19 protein-coding genes are annotated in these 17,687 nt (G+C 67.9%); 7 read left to right on the forward strand and 12 right to left on the reverse strand.

Going from position 1 to position 17,687, the window contains the following annotated elements; translation table 11 throughout:
- Window positions 1-143: 143 nt before the first annotated feature.
- Both EH231_RS07685 and EH231_RS07690 read right to left on the reverse strand, forming a co-directional pair.
- Window positions 144-1,664 carry an AMP-binding protein gene (locus tag EH231_RS07685; protein ID WP_124712182.1) on the reverse strand — a complete coding sequence of 507 codons (1,521 nt, stop codon included), beginning with the start codon at window positions 1,662-1,664 and terminating at the stop codon, window positions 144-146.
- Window positions 1,661-2,254 carry a TetR/AcrR family transcriptional regulator gene (locus tag EH231_RS07690; protein WP_124712183.1) on the reverse strand — a complete coding sequence of 198 codons (594 nt, stop codon included), beginning with the start codon at window positions 2,252-2,254 and terminating at the stop codon, window positions 1,661-1,663. Before EH231_RS07690 ends, EH231_RS07685 begins: the two co-directional genes overlap by 4 nt.
- Window positions 2,255-2,368: 114 nt before the next feature.
- On the opposite strand from EH231_RS07690, the gene EH231_RS07695 reads away from it, so the two are divergent.
- Genes EH231_RS07695 through EH231_RS07705 form a run of 3 tightly spaced genes read left to right on the forward strand, consistent with a single transcriptional unit; the run spans window position 2,369 to window position 4,850 of the window.
- On the forward strand, window positions 2,369-3,205 hold the full coding sequence (locus EH231_RS07695) for a mycofactocin-coupled SDR family oxidoreductase (protein ID WP_124712184.1): 837 nt from the start codon (window positions 2,369-2,371) through the stop codon (window positions 3,203-3,205).
- Window positions 3,202-4,386 carry a cytochrome P450 gene (locus tag EH231_RS07700; protein WP_090433108.1) on the forward strand — a complete coding sequence of 395 codons (1,185 nt, stop codon included), beginning with the start codon at window positions 3,202-3,204 and terminating at the stop codon, window positions 4,384-4,386. The genes EH231_RS07695 and EH231_RS07700 overlap by 4 nt, the downstream gene beginning before the upstream one ends.
- A 5-nt stretch (window positions 4,387-4,391) precedes the next feature.
- Window positions 4,392-4,850 carry an SRPBCC family protein gene (locus EH231_RS07705; RefSeq protein WP_090433110.1) on the forward strand — a complete coding sequence of 153 codons (459 nt, stop codon included), beginning with the start codon at window positions 4,392-4,394 and terminating at the stop codon, window positions 4,848-4,850.
- Between the two features lie 104 nt (window positions 4,851-4,954).
- Here the strand turns inward: EH231_RS07705 and EH231_RS07710 are convergent, their stop codons facing one another.
- From EH231_RS07710 to EH231_RS07720, 3 genes are all read right to left on the reverse strand, one after another.
- Window positions 4,955-6,628, reverse strand: coding sequence for an acyl-CoA synthetase (locus EH231_RS07710; RefSeq protein WP_124712185.1), 1,674 nt, complete (start codon window positions 6,626-6,628; stop codon window positions 4,955-4,957).
- Between the two features lie 84 nt (window positions 6,629-6,712).
- The gene (locus EH231_RS07715; protein WP_044518856.1) at window positions 6,713-7,150 is read right to left on the reverse strand and encodes a hypothetical protein; all 438 of its coding nucleotides are present in this window, start codon (window positions 7,148-7,150) and stop codon (window positions 6,713-6,715) included.
- A gap of 113 nt (window positions 7,151-7,263) precedes the next feature.
- Entirely contained in the window at window positions 7,264-7,650 is a 387-nt protein-coding gene (locus EH231_RS07720) for an Rv0313 family protein (RefSeq protein ID WP_090433112.1), read from the reverse strand.
- Window positions 7,651-7,740: 90 nt separating this feature from the next.
- On the opposite strand from EH231_RS07720, the gene EH231_RS07725 reads away from it, so the two are divergent.
- From EH231_RS07725 to EH231_RS07735, 3 genes are all read left to right on the forward strand, one after another.
- Window positions 7,741-8,541 (forward strand): ketosteroid isomerase family protein, encoded by an 801-nt coding sequence (locus EH231_RS07725; protein ID WP_124712186.1) that lies wholly within the window; start codon window positions 7,741-7,743, stop codon window positions 8,539-8,541.
- Window positions 8,542-8,612: 71 nt separating this feature from the next.
- On the forward strand, window positions 8,613-9,176 hold the full coding sequence (locus tag EH231_RS07730) for a hypothetical protein (protein ID WP_090433116.1): 564 nt from the start codon (window positions 8,613-8,615) through the stop codon (window positions 9,174-9,176).
- A 44-nt stretch (window positions 9,177-9,220) separates the two neighbouring features.
- Window positions 9,221-9,622: a DUF732 domain-containing protein gene (locus EH231_RS07735; protein ID WP_090433118.1), complete on the forward strand. Its 402-nt coding sequence runs from the start codon at window positions 9,221-9,223 to the stop codon at window positions 9,620-9,622.
- Here the strand turns inward: EH231_RS07735 and EH231_RS07740 are convergent.
- Together EH231_RS07740 and EH231_RS07745 are read right to left on the reverse strand one after the other, a co-directional pair.
- Window positions 9,619-10,389, reverse strand: a complete 771-nt coding sequence (locus EH231_RS07740; protein WP_090433121.1) for an SGNH/GDSL hydrolase family protein — start codon at window positions 10,387-10,389, stop codon at window positions 9,619-9,621. The two genes, EH231_RS07735 and EH231_RS07740, sit on opposite strands and share 4 nt — an antisense overlap.
- Window positions 10,390-10,490: 101 nt before the next feature.
- Window positions 10,491-10,790: a hypothetical protein gene (locus tag EH231_RS07745; RefSeq protein WP_090433123.1), complete on the reverse strand. Its 300-nt coding sequence runs from the start codon at window positions 10,788-10,790 to the stop codon at window positions 10,491-10,493.
- Between the two features lie 299 nt (window positions 10,791-11,089).
- Between EH231_RS07745 and EH231_RS07750 the strand changes: the two genes are divergently transcribed.
- The gene (locus EH231_RS07750; protein WP_044519593.1) at window positions 11,090-11,587 is read left to right on the forward strand and encodes an NUDIX hydrolase; all 498 of its coding nucleotides are present in this window, start codon (window positions 11,090-11,092) and stop codon (window positions 11,585-11,587) included.
- A gap of 4 nt (window positions 11,588-11,591) precedes the next feature.
- Here the strand turns inward: EH231_RS07750 and EH231_RS07755 are convergent, their stop codons facing one another.
- The 5 genes from EH231_RS07755 to lysA form a co-directional block, all read right to left on the reverse strand.
- Window positions 11,592-12,707 (reverse strand): PDR/VanB family oxidoreductase, encoded by a 1,116-nt coding sequence (locus tag EH231_RS07755; RefSeq protein WP_205263817.1) that lies wholly within the window; start codon window positions 12,705-12,707, stop codon window positions 11,592-11,594.
- 11 nt (window positions 12,708-12,718) lie between these two features.
- Window positions 12,719-13,618: a metal-dependent hydrolase gene (locus EH231_RS07760; RefSeq protein WP_124712187.1), complete on the reverse strand. Its 900-nt coding sequence runs from the start codon at window positions 13,616-13,618 to the stop codon at window positions 12,719-12,721.
- Between the two features lie 97 nt (window positions 13,619-13,715).
- Window positions 13,716-14,126, reverse strand: coding sequence for a hypothetical protein (locus EH231_RS07765; protein ID WP_090433127.1), 411 nt, complete (start codon window positions 14,124-14,126; stop codon window positions 13,716-13,718).
- Between the two features lie 79 nt (window positions 14,127-14,205).
- On the reverse strand, window positions 14,206-16,347 hold the full coding sequence (malQ, locus tag EH231_RS07770) for a 4-alpha-glucanotransferase (protein WP_124712188.1): 2,142 nt from the start codon (window positions 16,345-16,347) through the stop codon (window positions 14,206-14,208).
- A 33-nt stretch (window positions 16,348-16,380) separates the two neighbouring features.
- Window positions 16,381-17,658, reverse strand: a complete 1,278-nt coding sequence (gene lysA, locus EH231_RS07775; RefSeq protein WP_241177906.1) for a diaminopimelate decarboxylase — start codon at window positions 17,656-17,658, stop codon at window positions 16,381-16,383.
- Window positions 17,659-17,687: the final 29 nt, after the last annotated feature.

Here is a 17,687-nt window from a genome sequence, read left to right on the forward strand (position 1 = left end):
CCTGGAAAACACGCGTACCGGGCGTATTGTCCGCTGTGTCGGGGCCGTTCGAGGGGTAGGCCGCGACCGTTACCGAGTGACAGTGCGCCAGAGATGGGGCAGCGATGACGATCGGAGCGGGCACGAGGATGAAGCCCGATCTGTTACGCGTCCTGGGTACCGCCGCGGTCGACGGCAGCGCGAGCGAAGGCGCGAACCTGGTCCTTCGCGACCTTCCCGTTGCCGGTCAGCGGTAGCCCCTCGGTGAACAGCACCACCCGCGGTCGCTTGAAACCCGCGATCTCTGTCCGGACGTGGTCGACGAGTTCTTCGGCGGTCGGCCGGAGTCCCGGCACCGGGACGACCACCGCGCACACCGCCTCGCCCCAGTAGTCATCGGGTACCGCGACCACGGCCACCTGGTCCACCGCTGGGTGGCCGGACAAAACGTCCTCCACTTCACGGGAGGACACGTTCTCGCCGCCGGTGACGATGATGTCCTTGAGCCGGTCGACGACGAACAACCGACCGTCGGGGTCGGTGCGGCCCATGTCCCCGGTGTGCAGCCAACCGTTCTCGGTAGTGACACCGCCGGGCCAGTAGCCGGGCGTCACCTGCGCGCCGCGCACCACGATCTCACCGACCTGCCCGGACGGCAGTAGATCCCCGGACGGCGCGGCGATTCCGATCTCGACGTCCCGGTGCGGATAGCCGGCACTGGTGAGCAGCTCGGGTCGGTCCGCCGCTCCGGCGCGGTGGTCGTCGGGGCCGAGAAACGTGATATTCCCACCGGTTTCGGTCATCCCGTACCCCTGGTGAAAGTCCACGCCGAGCATCTCGATCGCGCGGCGCAGCAGATCCAGCGGCATCGCGGCCGATCCGTAGGCGATCGCCGTGAGGCTGGGCAGGCCGGTCCCGGTGTGGTCCAGATGGCCGAGCAGCGAGTGCAGCATGGTCGGCGCCAGCGAACACGAGGTCACTCCGTGCGTGCGGACGAGCTGTGCGAAACCCTCCGGGCGGAACTGTGCGCACAGGACGACCGTGGCCGCCACCGCATGCTGGACCAGTATGTTGTATCCGGCGATGTGACACATCGGGAACGGCAGCAGGTACACCCCGCCGGGCGGCACGGAGCGGCCCTCGACCGAGCCCCAGACCGCCGTAAGAATCGAACGATGGCTGTGCGCAACAGCTTTCGGTACACCGGTGGACCCGCTGGTGAACAGCAGCCAGGCCGGATCGTCCGGGTTCGTGACGTCAGGGCAGGGGAGATCGGCCGCGGGGGCGGTCCGCCACTGCTCGTCTTCGAACGCGATTGCCTGCTCGACGGGAGCCCCGGCGCCGGCCAGGGCCGACAGATAACGCTCGTCGCCGAGCAACAGGGAGGGCGCGGCGGTGACCAACTGCGCGGCCTGCTCGGCCGGGCTGAGACGCTGGTTGATCAGCGTCAGTACGCGTGCACTGCGCGGCACGGCGTAATACAGCTGGGCGTAGGCGGCGCTGTTGTCGGCGACGACGGCCACCCGGTCACCAGGAGCGGTCCGGGCGGCCACCCAGCCTGCGACACCGCGGATCTGGCGGTCGAACTCGGCAAAAGTGGCGGTGGTGCCGTCGTCGGTCACCACGGCCCGGCGCTGAGGCGCACCGGCCGCCGCCGCCGAGATCAACTCATGCAGCAGGGTCATGCCGGGCCACCCGGGGGGAGTTCGAACCGGTCCAGATATCGCCGCACGAAATCCTGCGCCTGGGTATGGCCGCGGCTGATGCCCAGGCCCTGCTCCAGCACCAGGATGCGCGCCAGGCTCGCCACGATCATCGACATCACCACGGGTGGGAATTCGTCGGTGTCGACGCCGTGGGCCTGCAGCGCCGAGGCCATTGCGGACTCCTCAAGGTCGCGGAACCGGTCGGCGTAGCCGGCGATCTCGCTGCGGATGGCCTTGCGGTGGTTGGCCAGCGCCATGAATTCCATCCACAGCGCCGCACCTTGCGCGCTGTTGAGTTCCCACAGCGCATGCAGCGGGGAGTCCTCGGCGAAGGCCTCCTGCTGGGTGCTCAGGTTCGTCTCGGCGCCGGCCTGCAGCACCGCCACGAACAGGTCGTCCATGCTGGGGAAGTAGTAGTGCACGAGTGCGGGTTTGACCCCGGCCTGCGCGGCGACCCGCCGCGACGTCGCCGCGGCGTACCCCTCTTCGAGCATGACCTGGGCGGTGGCCCGGATCAGCGCCCGGCGGGTCGTCGAATCGCGTCCGGAAGGCGCCTTTTGCGTACTCATCGCACCCTTGACCACGCGCGGCAGCGGCTGCTAGACATGGCCTGAGTGTAATTATTGGGCGATCGCCCAATATCGGCAGTGTGGCGGCACCTGCCCTGGCGACGAAGGTGGGCAATGACAGGACGGGTCGACGGCAAGGTCGCGCTGATCACCGGGGCGGCACGCGGGCAGGGACGCAGCCATGCCGTGCGGCTGGCCGCCGAGGGCGCCGACATCATCGCCGTGGACATCTGCGCGACCTTCGACCGGTCCCCGGCATCGGGTGCGACGGCCGAGGACCTCGCCGAGACCGCCGATCTGGTCAAGAACCTCGGGCGGCGCATCGTCACCGCCGAGGTGGACGTGCGCGATTTCAGCGCACTCAAGGCAGCGGTCGACAGCGGCGTCGAACAGCTGGGCCGGCTCGACATCATCGCGGCCAACGCGGGTATCGGCACCACCGGGGTGAAGCTGGACCGGATGGACGAGGACCTCTGGCAGGAGATGATCGACGTCAACCTCAGTGGGGTGTGGAAGACGGTGAAAGCCGGTGTGCCCCATATGCTCGCTGGCCGACGCGGCGGCTCGATCATCCTGACCAGCTCGGTGGCAGGGTCGAAGGCTTACCCGTTCACGGGGCACTATGTCGCGGCCAAGCACGGCGTGGTCGGCCTGATGCGCAGCTTCGCGGTCGAACTGGGCCACCATTCGATCCGGGTGAACTCCGTGCACCCGACCCACGTCAACAGCCCGATGTTGATGAACGAGAAGACCTATCGCATGTTCCGGCCCGATCTGGCGAATCCGGGACCGGACGATCTGGCGCCGATCTGCCAGACCTTCCACATGCTGCCTATCCCGTGGGTCACACCCGAGGACATCAGCCATGCGGTCCTGTTCCTGGCGTCGGACGAAGCCCGTTACATCACCGGGGTCACGTTGCCCGTCGACGCCGGTAGCTGCTTGAAATGACCGTCTACTACGACCCGTACGACGTCGGCATCGTCGCCGATCCGTATCCGGTGTACACCCGCCTGCGCGACGAGGCGCCGATCTACTACAACGAGCGCTACGACTTCTGGGCGTTGTCCCGGCACGCCGATGTCGAAAAGGCGTTGTCGGACTGGGAAACCTTCTCCAACAGCCGAAGCGACATCCTCGAACTGGTCAAGTCCGACTTCGACATGCCGCCCGGCGTGATGATGTTCGAGGACCCGCCCATGCACACCCTGCTGCGCGGACTGATGTCGCGGGTGTTCACCCCGCGGCGCATGGCCGAGATCGAGGATCAGATCCGGCAGTTCTGTGTGCGCTGTCTGGACCCGCTGGTCGGCTCGGACGGATTCGACATCATCGCCGAACTGGCGTCGATGATGCCGATGCGGGTGATCGGAATGCTGCTCGGCATACCGGAATCCGAGCAGATCGGGGTTCGTGACGCCAACGACGCCAATCTGCGCACCAAGCCCGGCGCGCCGATGAAGGTCGTGCAGGCCGACCGTATCGCCGACGGCCGGATCTACGCCGACTACGTCGAGTGGCGGGCCAACAACCCGTCCGACGACCTGATGACGGCCCTGCTCAACGTCGAATTCACCGACGAATTCGGAGTCACCCGCAAGCTTGACCGCAAAGAAGTCCTGCACTACACGCAGGTGGTGGCCGGGGCGGGCAACGAGACCACCGGCCGGCTCATCGGCTGGCTGGCGAAAGTGCTTGCCGAACACCCCGACCAGCGTCGCGAGGTGGCCGATGATCGCTCACTGCTGACCCGCGCGGTCGATGAGACACTCCGCTTCGAACCCACCGGCCCGCACGTAGCGCGATGGGTGGCAAGGGATTTCGAGTACGACGGCACAACGGTACCGGCCGGCAGTGCGGTGCTGCTGCTGTTCGGTGCCGCCAACCGCGACCCGCGTCGCTACCGCAACCCCGATACCTTCGACATTCACCGCGACAACATCAGCCACCTCACCTTCGGCAAGGGGCTGCACTACTGTCTGGGCGCCAACCTGGCCCGGCTGGAGGGCCGCGTCGCACTCGATGAGCTGCTCAACCGCTTCCCCGAGTGGGAGATCGACTACGACAGTGCCCAACTGGCGCCGACCTCGACGGTACGTGGCTGGGAGAAACTGCGCCTTGTGGTGAACTGAGCACCGTGAACATCTGGATCGGACAGGCCCGGCGCCGCGTCGGCGGTGAGGTGCCCGCACCGCCCGAGCAGGTGCGGGCCTTCTACGTCGACCTGGACAACATCTCGCAGGTGCACCCGCTCGTGCAGTGGGTGCGCAGCACGTCCCGGGTGGACCTGGCCGACGGGTATCGGCAGGACTATCAGGTGCGCGATCGAATACCGTTGGGGCCGTTGGCGCTCCCGATCACCTACCGGGCCCGGCTCATCGTTCCCGCCGTGGGTCCGGTGACCGCGCAGGCCCGGCAGTTCCCGCAGGTGAGGCTGGACAGCCGGGTGGACTTCGCGGCCACCGGGACCGGAACCCGGATCACCGAGGAGTTGACCATCGCCGCGCCCAGGCCGTTGCTGGCGATCACCGTGAAGCAGGCGGTTGCTGCCCACGCCACGATGCTGGCGGCCATCGGAAAGCTGTTCGCGGCCTGAACTGAGGCCCAACGTTTTTCCGCGAGCAGACGCGTATGTACCCGGAAATCGCGGATTCGGGGTACATACGCGTCTGCTCGCGCGAAAAAAGGGGGCTCGTCGGGCTACGAGGTGGCGACCGCCTCAGCGTGCTCGGTGGCCACCGTCTTCGCCCAGCGGTAGTCGGCCTTGCCGGCAGGGGAGCGCACGATCTGCGGGGACCGGACGAACGCCTTCGGGATCTTGTAGCGCGCGATCGAGCGCTCACACACCGCCGCGAGATCCTCGTCGGTGGCCGAGGCGCCCTCGGCGAACTGCACGACCGCCACGACCTCGTTGCCCCAGCGCTCCGACGGGCGGCCGACCACGACCACGTCGTAGACGGCGGGGTGCGCGGCGACGGCCCGCTCGACCTCTTCGACGAAGATCTTCTCGCCGCCGGAGTTGATGGTGACCGAATCCCGGCCCAGCAGCTGAATACGCCCGTCTTCCAAGACATTTGCCCGGTCACCCGGAACCGCCCAGCGGACCCCCTCGATGGTGGGGAAGGTGCGTGCGGTCTTGGCCTCGTCGCCCAGGTAGCCGAGCGGGATCAGATCGCGCCGCGCCAGCCAGCCGCCGCTCTCGCCGGGGCCGAGCACCCGGGACAGATCCTCGGCCACCACAGCTGTGTCGGACTGGGCGTTGAAGGTGGCTGCCTCGGAATCGGTGCCTGCGGTGGAAGCGGTGCTCATCTGGGTGCCCGACTCCGAGGAACCCACGGCATCGAGCAACATCAGATGCGGCAGCGCGGCCAGGATGCGCTCACGCACGGTCGGGGACAGCGGCGCGCCGCCGTTGGTGATCGTGAACAGACCCGACAGGTCGTAGTCGCCCTTCTCGATCTCGTCGATCAACGGTCGGGCGATCGCATCGCCGACCACCGGGATGCTGAGCACCCGTTCGCGTGCGGCCAGCTCCAACACGTTGTCCGGGCGCATCTTCACCACATCGTCGGGGATGACGAGCTTCCCGCCCATGGTGATGGCGTTGTAGGCGGCCCACTGCGCGGCACCGTGCATGAACGGCGGGATCATCAGCAGCGACAGCCCGCCGCCGGCGGTGGCGGCCCGCTCGGCGAGTTCCTCGTACGACGCGATGAAGGTGTCGCTGCCGAACGGCCGGCCACCCATCGAGGACAGGAAGATGTCGTGCTGGCGCCACAGCACGCCCTTGGGCATGCCGGTGGTTCCGCCGGTGTAGAGGACGTACAGGTCATCGCCCGACGGAGTCGGCATCCCTGCTGGGGGCGCAGGGGTTTTCAGGATCGTCTCGTAATCGACGGCACCCGGCAGGAGCTCGTTGCCCGATTCGTCGGCGACCTGGATGAGCACCTGCAGATTCGGCAGCTGGTCGCGGATCGCGGCCACCCGGGGCGCGAACTCGGCGTTGTAGATCACCGCCCGGGCGTTCGAATCCTTCAGCAGGTAGAGGAGTTCCTCCTCGACGTAGCGGTAGCTGACGTTGAACGGTGCCACCCGGGCGCGGTAGCTGCCGATCATCGACTCGAGGTACTCGTTGCCGTTGCGCAGGTAGATGCCAAGGTGGTCCTGACCTGATTCGTGTCCGGCCAGCCCGTCGCGCTCGGCGTGCGTGCCGAGACCGGCCGACACCAGGTAGTGGGCGAATCCGTCGACGCGCGCGTCGAAGTCGGCGTAGCTGAAACGGCGGTCCCGCCACACCAGGAAGGTTTGATCGGGCACGGCTTTGGCCACCGTGGAGAACACTGTGGACAGGTCGAACTTCACGTCAGCGCTCATGGCACTCCTGGTGTGCGCGGATTCGGGCTCCACGACCATACATGGACCACTTGGCTGTATGGCCTAGGGGATGTGACCCGCGCCTCAGACCGGGAAGAAGCCGTCTCCGGTCAGAATCCCCGGCTGCCAGCCCTGCGGTCCGAGGCACAGCATCGGCCGGCCGTCAGGCGACTGAGCGGCCTCTTGCGGCCCCGGACACGGCGACCCGATCTCCTGCACGCCGTTCAACGGGTAGGCGTAGGTCCAGAAGCCGGTGTAGACGGGCGGCCACTGGTTGGGAATCCACTTGCACTGCATCGCCGTGCCGCCCGGCCCACGGCCGAACACGTTGCGTTCCCAGCTGTAGCAGGGTGCGCCGTTGGACGCCTCGTAGCTCATCCCCGGGACATCGGTGGGGTAGCGGCCCGGATTGTCGGGATACATGTTGCTGCCGTCGTCGGCCATCGCACCCGGCGCAGCCGAGATCGCTGTTGCCAGTGCCGCCGCGGCGACCGCCGTCGTGGCGAAGAGTTCGCGAATCATGTTCCACCCTCAGCATTGCCGACCGCCAGTCGAATCAGGCTGGCCAGTTCTTTGACTTTGGGCCAGAAGCCTAGCTGGTCGCCAAGGCGAGCAGTCGACATTTGGGGCCGTTGTTACTCGCCGGTATCGGTGTCGAGCACGCTGACCGCGATGCCGTAGGGCAGGAACCGCACCCGCCGGACCGGATCGGTGTTGCCCGCGTTGGCCCGCAGGGCTTCGAGCTCGCTGGGATAGACCTGCTCGATGTGGGCGCCGCCGGCGTCGTCGACGGTGTAGATGGCCCACACCCCGTCGCCCTTCTCGCCGGTGGTCTCGGGCTCGGTCCTGGGCCGGGAGAAGCGGGTCACCTCATCCAGCAGGCCGGCCCACCCGGTGGCCTGGCCGGGGTTTGCGATGAACTTGCTCAACCCGTCGATGGCATCGCGCAACCCTTCGCCGGCCTCACGGGCGACGCGGTCGAAGTCCTCAGGGTCGAATCCGAACGGTCCACTGCCACTCATGGCGCTCTCCTCGGTGGTTGTGGGCAATCTCAACCTGTCAAACACCAGTGTGCTCGCATGCGGCGGTGAGCGGGATGGTAAACGAACCATATGGCCTTCACACGGGACGAACTGTTAGCCACCGTCGAATTGTCACCGCAGGCAGCGGGTGCACACGACCGCCAGGGTTGGGTGGGACTGTTCGCTGCGGGCGGAAAGGTCGAGGACCCGGTGGGTTCGCGGCCACACCGCGGAGCCGCCCAGATCGAGCGGTTCTACAACACCTTCATCGCCCCGCGCGACATCACCTTCCACCGCGACGTCGACATCGTCGCAGGGTCCACGGTGATCCGCGATCTCGAGCTCGAAGTCGTCATGAGCCCGTCGGTCACCATGCGGATCCCCGCGTACCTGCGCTACGCCGTCGCTCCCGGCACGGAGGGACCGCGAATCGACGAACTGCAGGCCTATTGGGAGCTGCCCGCGATGATCGGGCAATTCGCCCGGGCCGGACTCGGCGCCGTGCCGGTCGGGCTGCGGCTGAGCGCGGCGTTGCTGCGTAACCAGGGGCTTTCGGGCACGCTCGGTTTCGCCAAGGGAATGGGTGGCGCGGGCCGCAAGGGCGAGCGTCTGATCGCCGGGCTGCTCGACGACCTGTGCCGCGGTGACGCGGTGGCGGTGCAACGACGGCTGGGCGCCGACACCGTCATCTGCGCCGGCGACGACGGACCGCTGAGTGCGTCCGGGCTGGTGGAGCACACCTCGGGCGCGTCCTGGCGCAAACTGATCGCGTCCGGCCCGAGCCTGGTGGCCGGGCTGGACCGCGACGGCCGCCGGGCGGTCGTGATCGTCGATCTGGGCAGCCGGCCGCGCGCGATCGCCCGATTGCGGTACTTCGCTGACGCGACATGACCGCGGCATGAACACGCGTACAGGCCCGGCTGCACCATCCCCACATACCGGCGTGAGACCGTAGAAGGATCATGGCTGATCACGCTTTCATCACCTACGAGGAATTCGGTCGCCGGTTCTTCGAGGTGGCCGTATCCGAGGACCGGGTCGGCGACGCCATCGGGGCGATCGCCGGCGATGAGTTCGAGCTGGGTCCGATCGGCCAGGGGCCTGGCAAGATCGCCAAGGTCACCGCGCGGGTCAAGATCCAGAAGCCCCGGGTGAGCCGCATCGTGGGCGAAACCATCACGTTCTCCATCCGGATCCCGCTGGAGATCGACATGGTGATCGACCTGCGCATCGACCGGCCCAAGTTCATGGTGTTCGGCGAAATCGCGCTGCGCGCCTCGGCGTTGGCCGCCGAGCCGCTGTTGCTGATCCTCGACGTCAAGAAACCGCGCCCGTCCGACATCTCGATCCACGTCACCTCGAAGTCACTGCGTGCCGAGGTGTTGCGCATCCTGGCGGGTGTCGACGCGGAGATCAAACGGTTCATCGCCGCGCACGTGGCCGGTGAGATCGACAGCCCGGAATCGGAGCAGGCCAAGGTGATCGATGTCGCCAAGGAGCTCGACTCCGCGTGGGGCGGGATCTGACACCGAGGCGGGGGTGCCGGGCGTCGGCCCGTACCATTCAAGCCATGCAGCGCAACGTGATCCGGTCCAGTCGAGTGCTCGCGGGTGCCGGGGCATCGGTGGTGATCGGGATCGCAGCTGTCGTCATCGCAGCGCCGGCCCACGCCGATCCGGTGGACCGGACTTTCGTCGACGCGCTGAGCCAGGCGGGCGTGGGCGCGGCAGATCCGGCCCAGGCCGTGGCGCTCGGGCAGTCGGTGTGCCCGATGCTCGCCGAACCGGGTCAGAACGCCGCCGATGTGGCAGCCAAGGTCGCCGATGCCGGCGGGATGTCGCTGGGGCCGGCCACGATGTTCACCGGGATCGCGATCTCGACGTTCTGTCCCGCGATGGTGGCCAAGGCCGGCGAGGGCAATCTGACCGGCGGCCCGGCCGACCTGGCCTGGTCGATCCTCGGCTTCGGTTAGGCGGTCAGGTACATCAGATCGGGCCGGCGCGGCGAGCGGCCGGTGCCGCCCGACTGGCCGCGAAGGTGACGCCACAGCCACGGCATGAGCATGTTCTGCGTCCACAGCACCTGTGAGTACGCCCGGGACCGGAACGACTGGGTCTGGTCACGACCGGTGGCCAGCGCCCAATCATGGTTGCTGCCAGGCAATCCGAGTGCCTCTGCGGCTGCCGCGGCGAACAGGCGGTGTCCCTTCGCCGACCCGTGCACCCGATCGGGACTCCAGGTCTCCGGTTCGCGCATCGAAGGCGCCGAGTACAGATCGACAAGGTGGAACCCGTAGCGATCGGCGGCACCGTTGACCGCGTCGTTGATCTGGATCACCCGCTTCCCGAGCAACCGGCCCACCGGCAGGATCTGGGTGATGTCCGGGAACGTCGTGGTGACGACGGTGGCCCCGGAATCCGCGAGGGTGCGGTAGACGTACTCGAGATCGCCGAGTGCCCGGGTGAACGAGCGCCCGGGCCGGGTCACATCGTTCATCCCGATGCACACGGTGACCAGGTCGGGCCGCATGGACAGCGCGGTGGGCAACTGGGTGTGGAGCACATCGCCGATGCGATGGCCGCGAATGGCGAGATTGGCATACCCCAACCCCGGGTAGAGCCCGTCGAGGCGTACCGCGAGCCGGTCGGCAAAACCCATCAGGCCGACGGTGTCGTCGCCATCCCACAGTCCTTCGGTCTGGCTGTCGCCCAGGGCGACATACCGGGTGAAACGTCGCACTCTGGGGACTCTAGCGCGCACGGGATCGGGCTCCGCACCCAGACACGTCGAAGGGGCGCCCGAAAAGGGCGCCCCTCCTTGATGTTTCGATAAGTTTGGGCTTACTTCACGTCCACGTAAACCGTCTTGTTGACGACGTTGGTCTGCAAGTTGTCGCCCGGGTTACCGGAATCTGTCCGGGTGTAGGTCTGCCCCGGTCGTACCGCCACCACCGACGCCTTGTCCAGCGGGGTGGAGCCGACGTGGTTGACGACCACCTTGTAGCCCTGGGCCTGCAGTTCGCTGATGGTCTGTTGGGCGTTGCCCGGTCCGGTCGGAGCGGCTTGGGCGGGTGCGGCCAGGCCGATCACCGCTGCGGCTGCCGCGCCTACCAGTGCTGTGGCAAATCCGATTCTCATCATCTTTGGTGCCTTCTTTCTTGTTCTGTTGTGCCGCATGCGACGCACCGGTAGGAGATGTCGGTTGGCGCCGTAGCTTGTTCGTTTAGGTGTTACATAGGAGTTAACCAGCAGTTCACAAATAAAATTCCGGCTGCACGAAAAGGTATGCAGAGGGCTGCGTCACACTCGGGAACCGGCGGGCGGGTGCCGCGTGCGGGTTCGTGATACCGACGCTGAAGTGACCCGAGTTACGCAGATCCAGCAAAGTGTCCTGGATCACCTGCGTTGTCGTGGCCCGGCGCTCGCGTAGCGTGCAAGCCGTGGCAAAGCTGAGCGCCGGTGTTCTGCTGTACCGCTTCGCCGGAACCGATGTGGAGGTGCTGATCGCCCACCCGGGCGGGCCGTTCTGGGCCCGTAAGGATGCCGGGGCATGGTCGGTACCGAAGGGTGAGTACGCCGACGGGGAAGACCCGTGGTCGGCGGCGCAACGCGAGTTCACCGAGGAACTCGGCGCACCGCCGCCCACCGGCCCGCGGATCGATCTCGACCCGGTGCGGCAGGCGGGAGGCAAGGTGGTCACGGCGTTCGCGGTGCGCGGGGACTTCGATCCGGCGACGGCCGTGAGCAACACGTTCAGCGTGGAGCTGCCCAAGGGGTCGGGGCGCTTCGTCGAGTTCCCCGAAATCGACCGTGTCGCTTGGGTTTCGGTGGCGGTAGCCCGTACCAAGCTGCTGAACGGGCAGCGTCCGCTGTTGGACCAGCTGATGGCCGCACCCGAACTGGCCGGCTACGGAGAGGGTCACCCGGAGGCCGGGTGAGGGCTCAGAGGTCGAGCGTCAGCCGGTCTCCGGCCTCGGCCCGCGACACGCAGGTGAGCAGATAACCCGCGTCGCGCTCCGGGTCGGTCAACAACGTATCGCGGTGCTGCACAGTACCGTCGGTCACCCTGATCCGGCAGGTGCCGCAGAAACCTTGCTGGCATGAGTACGGGGCGTTCACCCCGGCCCGGCCCAATGCGGCGAGCAGGGTCTCGTCGGCTCCGACGGTCACCGAGTCGCCGGTGGAGGCGATCGTCACCGAGAACTCGGCACCATCGACAACCGGTGGCGCCGCGAACCTTTCGAAATGCAACTCGACGTCGTCGCGGCCGGTGAGCGCGGCCCGGATTCCGGTCAGCATCGGGGCCGGGCCGCAGGCGTAGACCGTGGTGCCGTCGGGGCAGCCGCCGAGAAGATCCTCGGCAGTGGGCAGGCCGTCGACATCGTCGGTGCGGATCTCGATGCGGTCGCCGAACCGCGCGAGCTCATCAAGGAACGGCAGGCTGTCGCGGCTGCGCCCCGCGTAGACCATCGACCAGTCGACGCCCAACCGCGCCGCCAACCCGAGCATCGGCAGGATCGGGGTGATGCCGATTCCGCCTGCGATGAAGCGGAACCGCTGGGTGGGCGACCCGTATCCGGGCACCGTGAGGGCGAACGCATTGCGCGGGCCGTGCGTGCTCACCCGGCTGCCGACCTGCAGGCTGTCGTGCACCTCCAAGGAGCCGCCGCCACCACCGGGGATGCGCCGCACCGCAATTCGATAACGATCGGACGCGGAGGGATCCCCGCACAGCGAGTACTGCCGTACCCGGCCGCTGGCCAGGTGCAGGTCGATATGAGCACCCGGATACCACGGTGGCAGCGTCCCGCCGTCAGCGGCGGCCAGGGTCAGCGCGATGACGTCCTGATCGTGGGCCACCACCTGCCGGTCCGTCACGGTCAGCGTGATCGTGCGGTCGAGTTCGGGCGGCGGACTGGAACGCCGCACCAGCCTGCCCACCGTCCAGATGGTGGCGATGGCGGCGCCGGCGGCGCCGAGCATCGGATCATGCCGGAAACGGCCCGACATGCTCGGTGGCAGCCGGCGGTATCGGGATATCAGTGACAGCGTCGGCATGCCGGCGCCCGTCACAGGTGTGCGGCCCGCGCCGCGGGTGAGCTCGCCAGGTAGGCGACGGCCTGGGCCGTCGAACCCATCTCCTCGGGGGAGAAGCCAGGCCGGCAGTAGGCCAGGGTGTTGGAGCCGAACATACGGGAGAACTTCGGCAGCAGTCCGAGCTTGGAATCACGCATGCGCATCTTGTTCATCCGCCACCAGCCGATGTCGAGGGTCGGGTCACTCTTGACCATCGCCCAGCAGCCGCGCTGGAAGAACAGGTAGACCGCTGTCGCGGCGATGGACATCGCCCGCACCCGGCTGAAATAGCTGTCCTGGAAGTACACCGCGACGTCGTGGGCGACGCTGCGGTGCTCGACCTCCTCGGCGCCGTGCCAGCGGAACAGGTCGGTCATTGTCGCGTCGGCGTCGTAGTCCTCCCACGCGCAGTTCAGCACGAAGTCGCCCAGCACCGCCGTGTAGTGCTCGATCGCGGCGATGAGCCACAACCGGTCGCACAGGTGCGCCAGCCTGCGGCGCGGATCGGGGGAGTCCGATGGTGCCAGCGTCTTGGTGAACACGTGCTCCACCAAGGACAGGACCGGCTTGTAGTCCACTCCGTGGGTGGTGAGGAACTCGTCGAGCACCTGATCGTGCGTCTCGGCGTGCGTGGCTTCCTGGCCGATGAAGCCTCGCATGTCATCGGCGAGCTTGGGATCGCGCACGTACGGCAGCGCTTCGTTGAACGTCGCGACGAACCAGTGCTCGGCCACGGGCAGCACCACGTTGAACAGATTCACCATCGACGAGGCCACGGGATGGCCCGGAATCCAGTGCAACGGGATGTCGTCGAGATCGAAGTGCACTTTGCGGGCCTGGATCTGTACCGGGCCCGGGTCGATCTCATTGTCGAACCGCAACGGACGCAACATCGAGAGCCTCCCTGGGATGAGTGGACTCTCAGCAGTGTACGGATTTAGGTGGGAACAGCGGTACCGGGTTACCCCTTTGGGTGAACCCGGGCCGGCATCAGGCCGGCGGCGGGGTGCCCGCGCCCGGGGCTCCTGCGATCGGGACCACCGGCGTCGGCGTCACCGTCGTCACACCGTTGCTGCCCACCCTGGGGCCGCCCGGCACGGCCGCATCGGCACCCTGCTCGGCCGCCGCCTCGCTGCAGTCCAGCATCAGGATCATCTTGCCGCTGGAGTTGACCTTCTGGGAATCGACCAGGCACTCGGACTGCGGCAGAGCGCTGCCGAAGGAGCCGCCGAAGGTGGCCTTGACGCCCTGGCTCTTCAGGATCGCCAGCGCCTTCATGTACGGCTCGCCGACGACGTTGATCGAGGCCGCGCTCGGCTGTGAGGTGGCGGTGCCTGAGGCCAACAAGGCGATCGAACCGGCGGCGAGCAGACCGCCGCTGAGCGCAACAAGCTTCTTCACGTGAACTCCGTCAGTCGGGTGCGGTTGCGAACATATCGCAGCTGTGACGAATGTGAAACCGGAGCGGACGCCCCGCGCGTTACATACGGTCGCGGTCCGGGCGGGCGGTGATCGACGCCATCACGTCGCACAGCGCCGCCGCCCGCGGATCCGCGAACACCTCCTCGAGCAGAATTCGCCGGCCGTCGGGACCTGCCAGCGGGATCCGCCAGTTCGGGTATTCGTCGGTGGTTCCGGGCTGATTCTGGGTGCGCACCTCGCCGACCGCGTCGGCCAGTGACAGCGCCAGCAATTTCGAGGGAGTGCGGCCGAGATAGCGGTAGAGCGCCGACACGATCTGATCGGTATCCGGATCGGGTCCGAGCAGCCCGACCCGGCGCAGCTCGTCGAGCCACGCCGTCTGCGCGGTGCGGTCCGCCGCCAGCTCCTGATCGGCCGGCCGGGTCAGCAACCCCAGTCGTTCCCGTAACCGCACGTGCTCGCCGGCCAGGTATCCGGGTGTCGGCGGCAGATCGTGCGTGGTCACCGACGACAGGCAGTACTCGCGCCAGCGTTCGGCGGGTAAGGGTCCTCCGGACTCGTCGGACTCGAACCACAGGATCGAGGTGCCGAACAGGCCCCGCTCGCGCAGATAGTCACGCACCCATGGTTCGACCGTGCCCAGATCCTCGCCGACCACGAGGGCGCCTGCGCGATGCGCCTCGAGCGCGATGATGCCGATCATCGCGTCGTGGTCGTAGCGCACATAGGTGCCTTCGGTCGGTGCGGCCCCCTTCGGGATCCACCACAGCCGGAACATGCCGATGATGTGGTCGATGCGTACCCCGCCGGAATGCCGCAGCGCCATGTTGACCACTGCCCGGAACGGTTCGTAGGCCTGCTCGGCGAGGCGGTCCGGTCGCCAGGGCGGCTGCGACCAGTCCTGCCCGAGTTGATTGAACTCATCCGGCGGTGCGCCCGCCGTGACCCCCAGTGCGAGCACATCCTGAAGGGCCCAGGCGTCGGCTCCGTCGGGATCGACGCCGACGGCGAGGTCGCTCATGACGCCCAGCTCCATCCCCGCCTGTACCGCGGTGGCCTGGGCCGCGGTGAGCTGCTCGTCGAGCAGCCACTGCACCCACCGGTGGAAGTCGACCGCCTGCGGATCGGCCGCCGCGAACGCGGCCACCTCAGGGTTCGCCGGATGCTGCAGCGCGTGGGGCCAGCCGTGCCAGTCGGCGCCGTACTGTTCGGCCAGCGCGCACCAGATCGCGAAATCCTCGAGGCTGCGACCCTGCCGGGCCCGATAGGCGGCGTACGCCACATCCCGGCCCGCCGAGCGTTCAACCCGGTACACCTGTTCCAGCGCGGTGCGTTTGGCCTGCCAGGCCGCGTCGCGGTCGATGGTCGCGTCACGGTCGGCGCGCCTGTTGAGCGCGGTACGCAGCGCCCGGATGCGGCCGCGGTGCCGGACCGTGGCGAACTCCGGGATGGCGTCTACCCGCAGATAGAGCGGATTGCCGAAGCGCCGGGAGGTGGGCAGGTACGGCGAGGGCTCCATCGGTGCGGTGGGGGCAGCCGCGTGCAGCGGGTTGACCAGGATGAACCCGGCGCCGTGCTCGGCCGCCGACCACACCGCGAGATCGGTCAGATCGGTGAGATCGCCTGTGCCCCAGGAGTTTTTCGAGCGAATGCTGTACAGCTGGACAGCCAGGCCCCAGGCTCGCCGCCGGCCCAGCCGGGCGGGCAGTTCCAGCGTGGCGGGGGAGATCACTACGGGGGTTTCGGTATCGAACTCGCCGACCCGCAACCGCAGCCGGTGATAGCCCAGCGGCAGGTCCGCAGGCAGCTCGAACGTGGCCTCACCGACCAACCGGTCCCCGAGGTCGTACGGCGGGCGGTTGTTCTCCAGCTGTCGCAGACCGCTGCGTTCGGTGCCGTCCTCGAGGAACAGCGTCAGGTCGACCGGATCCCCGTGGGTGACGTGCACCCAGAAGCTCGACGCCACTGCCGCCCGGCCCAGCACGATGGGCGGCAGAGCGCGTTGCCAGTACTGGCGGTCGTGGGCGGCCAGGGCGTCGGCTCGCATCTGCTCAGTGCCGGCCGGCACGCCGAGCGCCTCGAGCACGGCCACCAGCGTGGACTCCGGGACGTCGGTGCGCCGGCCGGTCCAGTCGTCGAACTCGGCGGCCACCCCGTAGCGGCGGGCCAACTCCAGCAGGGCCGGTGACGAAGCGGTCATGCTGCCAATCTTGGTGCCAAGAACGCGATCGTGTCAGTCGACATCGCGGGACAGCAGGTCCTCCCAGGTGTCGCGGCGCACCACCGACCGGGCAGTTCCGTTGTGCGCGAACACAACCGGAACCCGGCGGGCGCCGTTGTACTGATTCGACATGGTGTAGCAGTACGCCCCGGTGACCGGCACCGCCAGCAGGTCGCCGACCTTCGGTTCGCGCAGCGCGACGGCGTCGATGAGCTGATCTCCGGACTCGCAGTGCCTGCCGACGACGCTGACCGTCTCGCCGCCGCCGACACGGTCGGCGATGGTGGCCTCGAACCGCTGGCCGGTCAGCGACACCTCCAGGTTGTCGCCCATCCCGCCGTCCACCGCCACATGGGTGATCACCCCGCGTTTGACGGTGGTGACGCGGTACAGCGTGCACGCACTGGTCGCCACCATGCTGCGACCGGGTTCGACGATGATCCGGCTGTCGTGCGGCAACAGCTCACGGGCCTGGGCCACCATCGCCTCGGCGTAGTCGTCCAGGCTCGGCGGGCGCTCGTCGTAGGTGTAGCGCACCCCGAGTCCGCCGCCGAGGTCGTAGACCTCGAATGTGCCCAGCGCGGCGATCGGTTCCACCGCCGCGGCCAGCTGCTCGACATTGAGCAGTTGCGATCCGACGTGGGTGTGCACACCGTCCATGCGTAGCCGCGGGCTGGCCTCGATCCGCGCGATCGCGGCCCGGGCGTCCGCGGGCATCAGTCCGAACTTGGACCCGGCATGGCCGGTGGCCTGCGAGGCGTGCGTGGCGGCCTCGACGCCGGGGATCACCCGGACCAGACACGGTTGCTTGTGGCCGGCGGGCACGATCCGCTCCAGCCGGTCGATGTCGTCGAAGTTGTCGACCACCACCAGGCCCACACCGCGCCCGACGGCCAGCGTGAGCTCCTCGTCGGTCTTGGCGTTGCCGTGCAGCACCAGCCGGGCCGGGTCGGCGCCGGCCTTGATCGCCGACAGGATCTCGCCTCCGCCCGCGACGTCGAGGTGTAGTCCTTCGGACACCATCACCCGCTGGACCGCGGTGCACGGGAAGGACTTCGACGCGAATGCGACATCGCTGCGTGGCCAGCGGCTGCGGAAGGCCGCGAGGTAGTCGGCGGCCCGCTGCCGCAACGCGCCCTCGTCCACCACGATCGCCGGGGTGCCGAACTGATCGGCGACGGTATCCATCCGGCAGCCGCCGACCATCAGCGTGCCGTCGGCGTCCTGCTGCGTTCCCGGTGGAAATAGCCCGATCAGATCGGCGGCGGTGGTCTCGCTGTGGATCGTCACCGGTTCAGCGTGCCACTGGCGAAGTGTCT

The sequence above is a fragment of the Mycolicibacterium nivoides genome (genome assembly GCF_003855255.1).
Lineage (GTDB): Bacteria > Actinomycetota > Actinomycetes > Mycobacteriales > Mycobacteriaceae > Mycobacterium > Mycobacterium nivoides.

Bases quoted from the DNA above. Each gene is read 5' to 3' on its own strand.
- EH231_RS07685 (WP_124712182.1), bottom strand. From the start codon at position 1,664: ATGACCCTGCTGCATGAGTTGATCTCGGCGGCGGCGGCCGGTGCGCCT.
- EH231_RS07690 (WP_124712183.1), bottom strand. From the start codon at position 2,254: ATGAGTACGCAAAAGGCGCCTTCCGGACGCGATTCGACGACCCGCCGG.
- EH231_RS07695 (WP_124712184.1), top strand. From the start codon at position 2,369: ATGACAGGACGGGTCGACGGCAAGGTCGCGCTGATCACCGGGGCGGCA.
- EH231_RS07700 (WP_090433108.1), top strand. From the start codon at position 3,202: ATGACCGTCTACTACGACCCGTACGACGTCGGCATCGTCGCCGATCCG.
- EH231_RS07710 (WP_124712185.1), bottom strand. From the start codon at position 6,628: ATGAGCGCTGACGTGAAGTTCGACCTGTCCACAGTGTTCTCCACGGTG.
- EH231_RS07715 (WP_044518856.1), bottom strand. From the start codon at position 7,150: ATGATTCGCGAACTCTTCGCCACGACGGCGGTCGCCGCGGCGGCACTG.
- EH231_RS07720 (WP_090433112.1), bottom strand. From the start codon at position 7,650: ATGAGTGGCAGTGGACCGTTCGGATTCGACCCTGAGGACTTCGACCGC.
- EH231_RS07725 (WP_124712186.1), top strand. From the start codon at position 7,741: ATGGCCTTCACACGGGACGAACTGTTAGCCACCGTCGAATTGTCACCG.
- EH231_RS07730 (WP_090433116.1), top strand. From the start codon at position 8,613: ATGGCTGATCACGCTTTCATCACCTACGAGGAATTCGGTCGCCGGTTC.
- EH231_RS07735 (WP_090433118.1), top strand. From the start codon at position 9,221: ATGCAGCGCAACGTGATCCGGTCCAGTCGAGTGCTCGCGGGTGCCGGG.
- EH231_RS07745 (WP_090433123.1), bottom strand. From the start codon at position 10,790: ATGATGAGAATCGGATTTGCCACAGCACTGGTAGGCGCGGCAGCCGCA.
- EH231_RS07755 (WP_205263817.1), bottom strand. From the start codon at position 12,707: ATGCCGACGCTGTCACTGATATCCCGATACCGCCGGCTGCCACCGAGC.
- EH231_RS07760 (WP_124712187.1), bottom strand. From the start codon at position 13,618: ATGTTGCGTCCGTTGCGGTTCGACAATGAGATCGACCCGGGCCCGGTA.
- malQ (WP_124712188.1), bottom strand. From the start codon at position 16,347: ATGACCGCTTCGTCACCGGCCCTGCTGGAGTTGGCCCGCCGCTACGGG.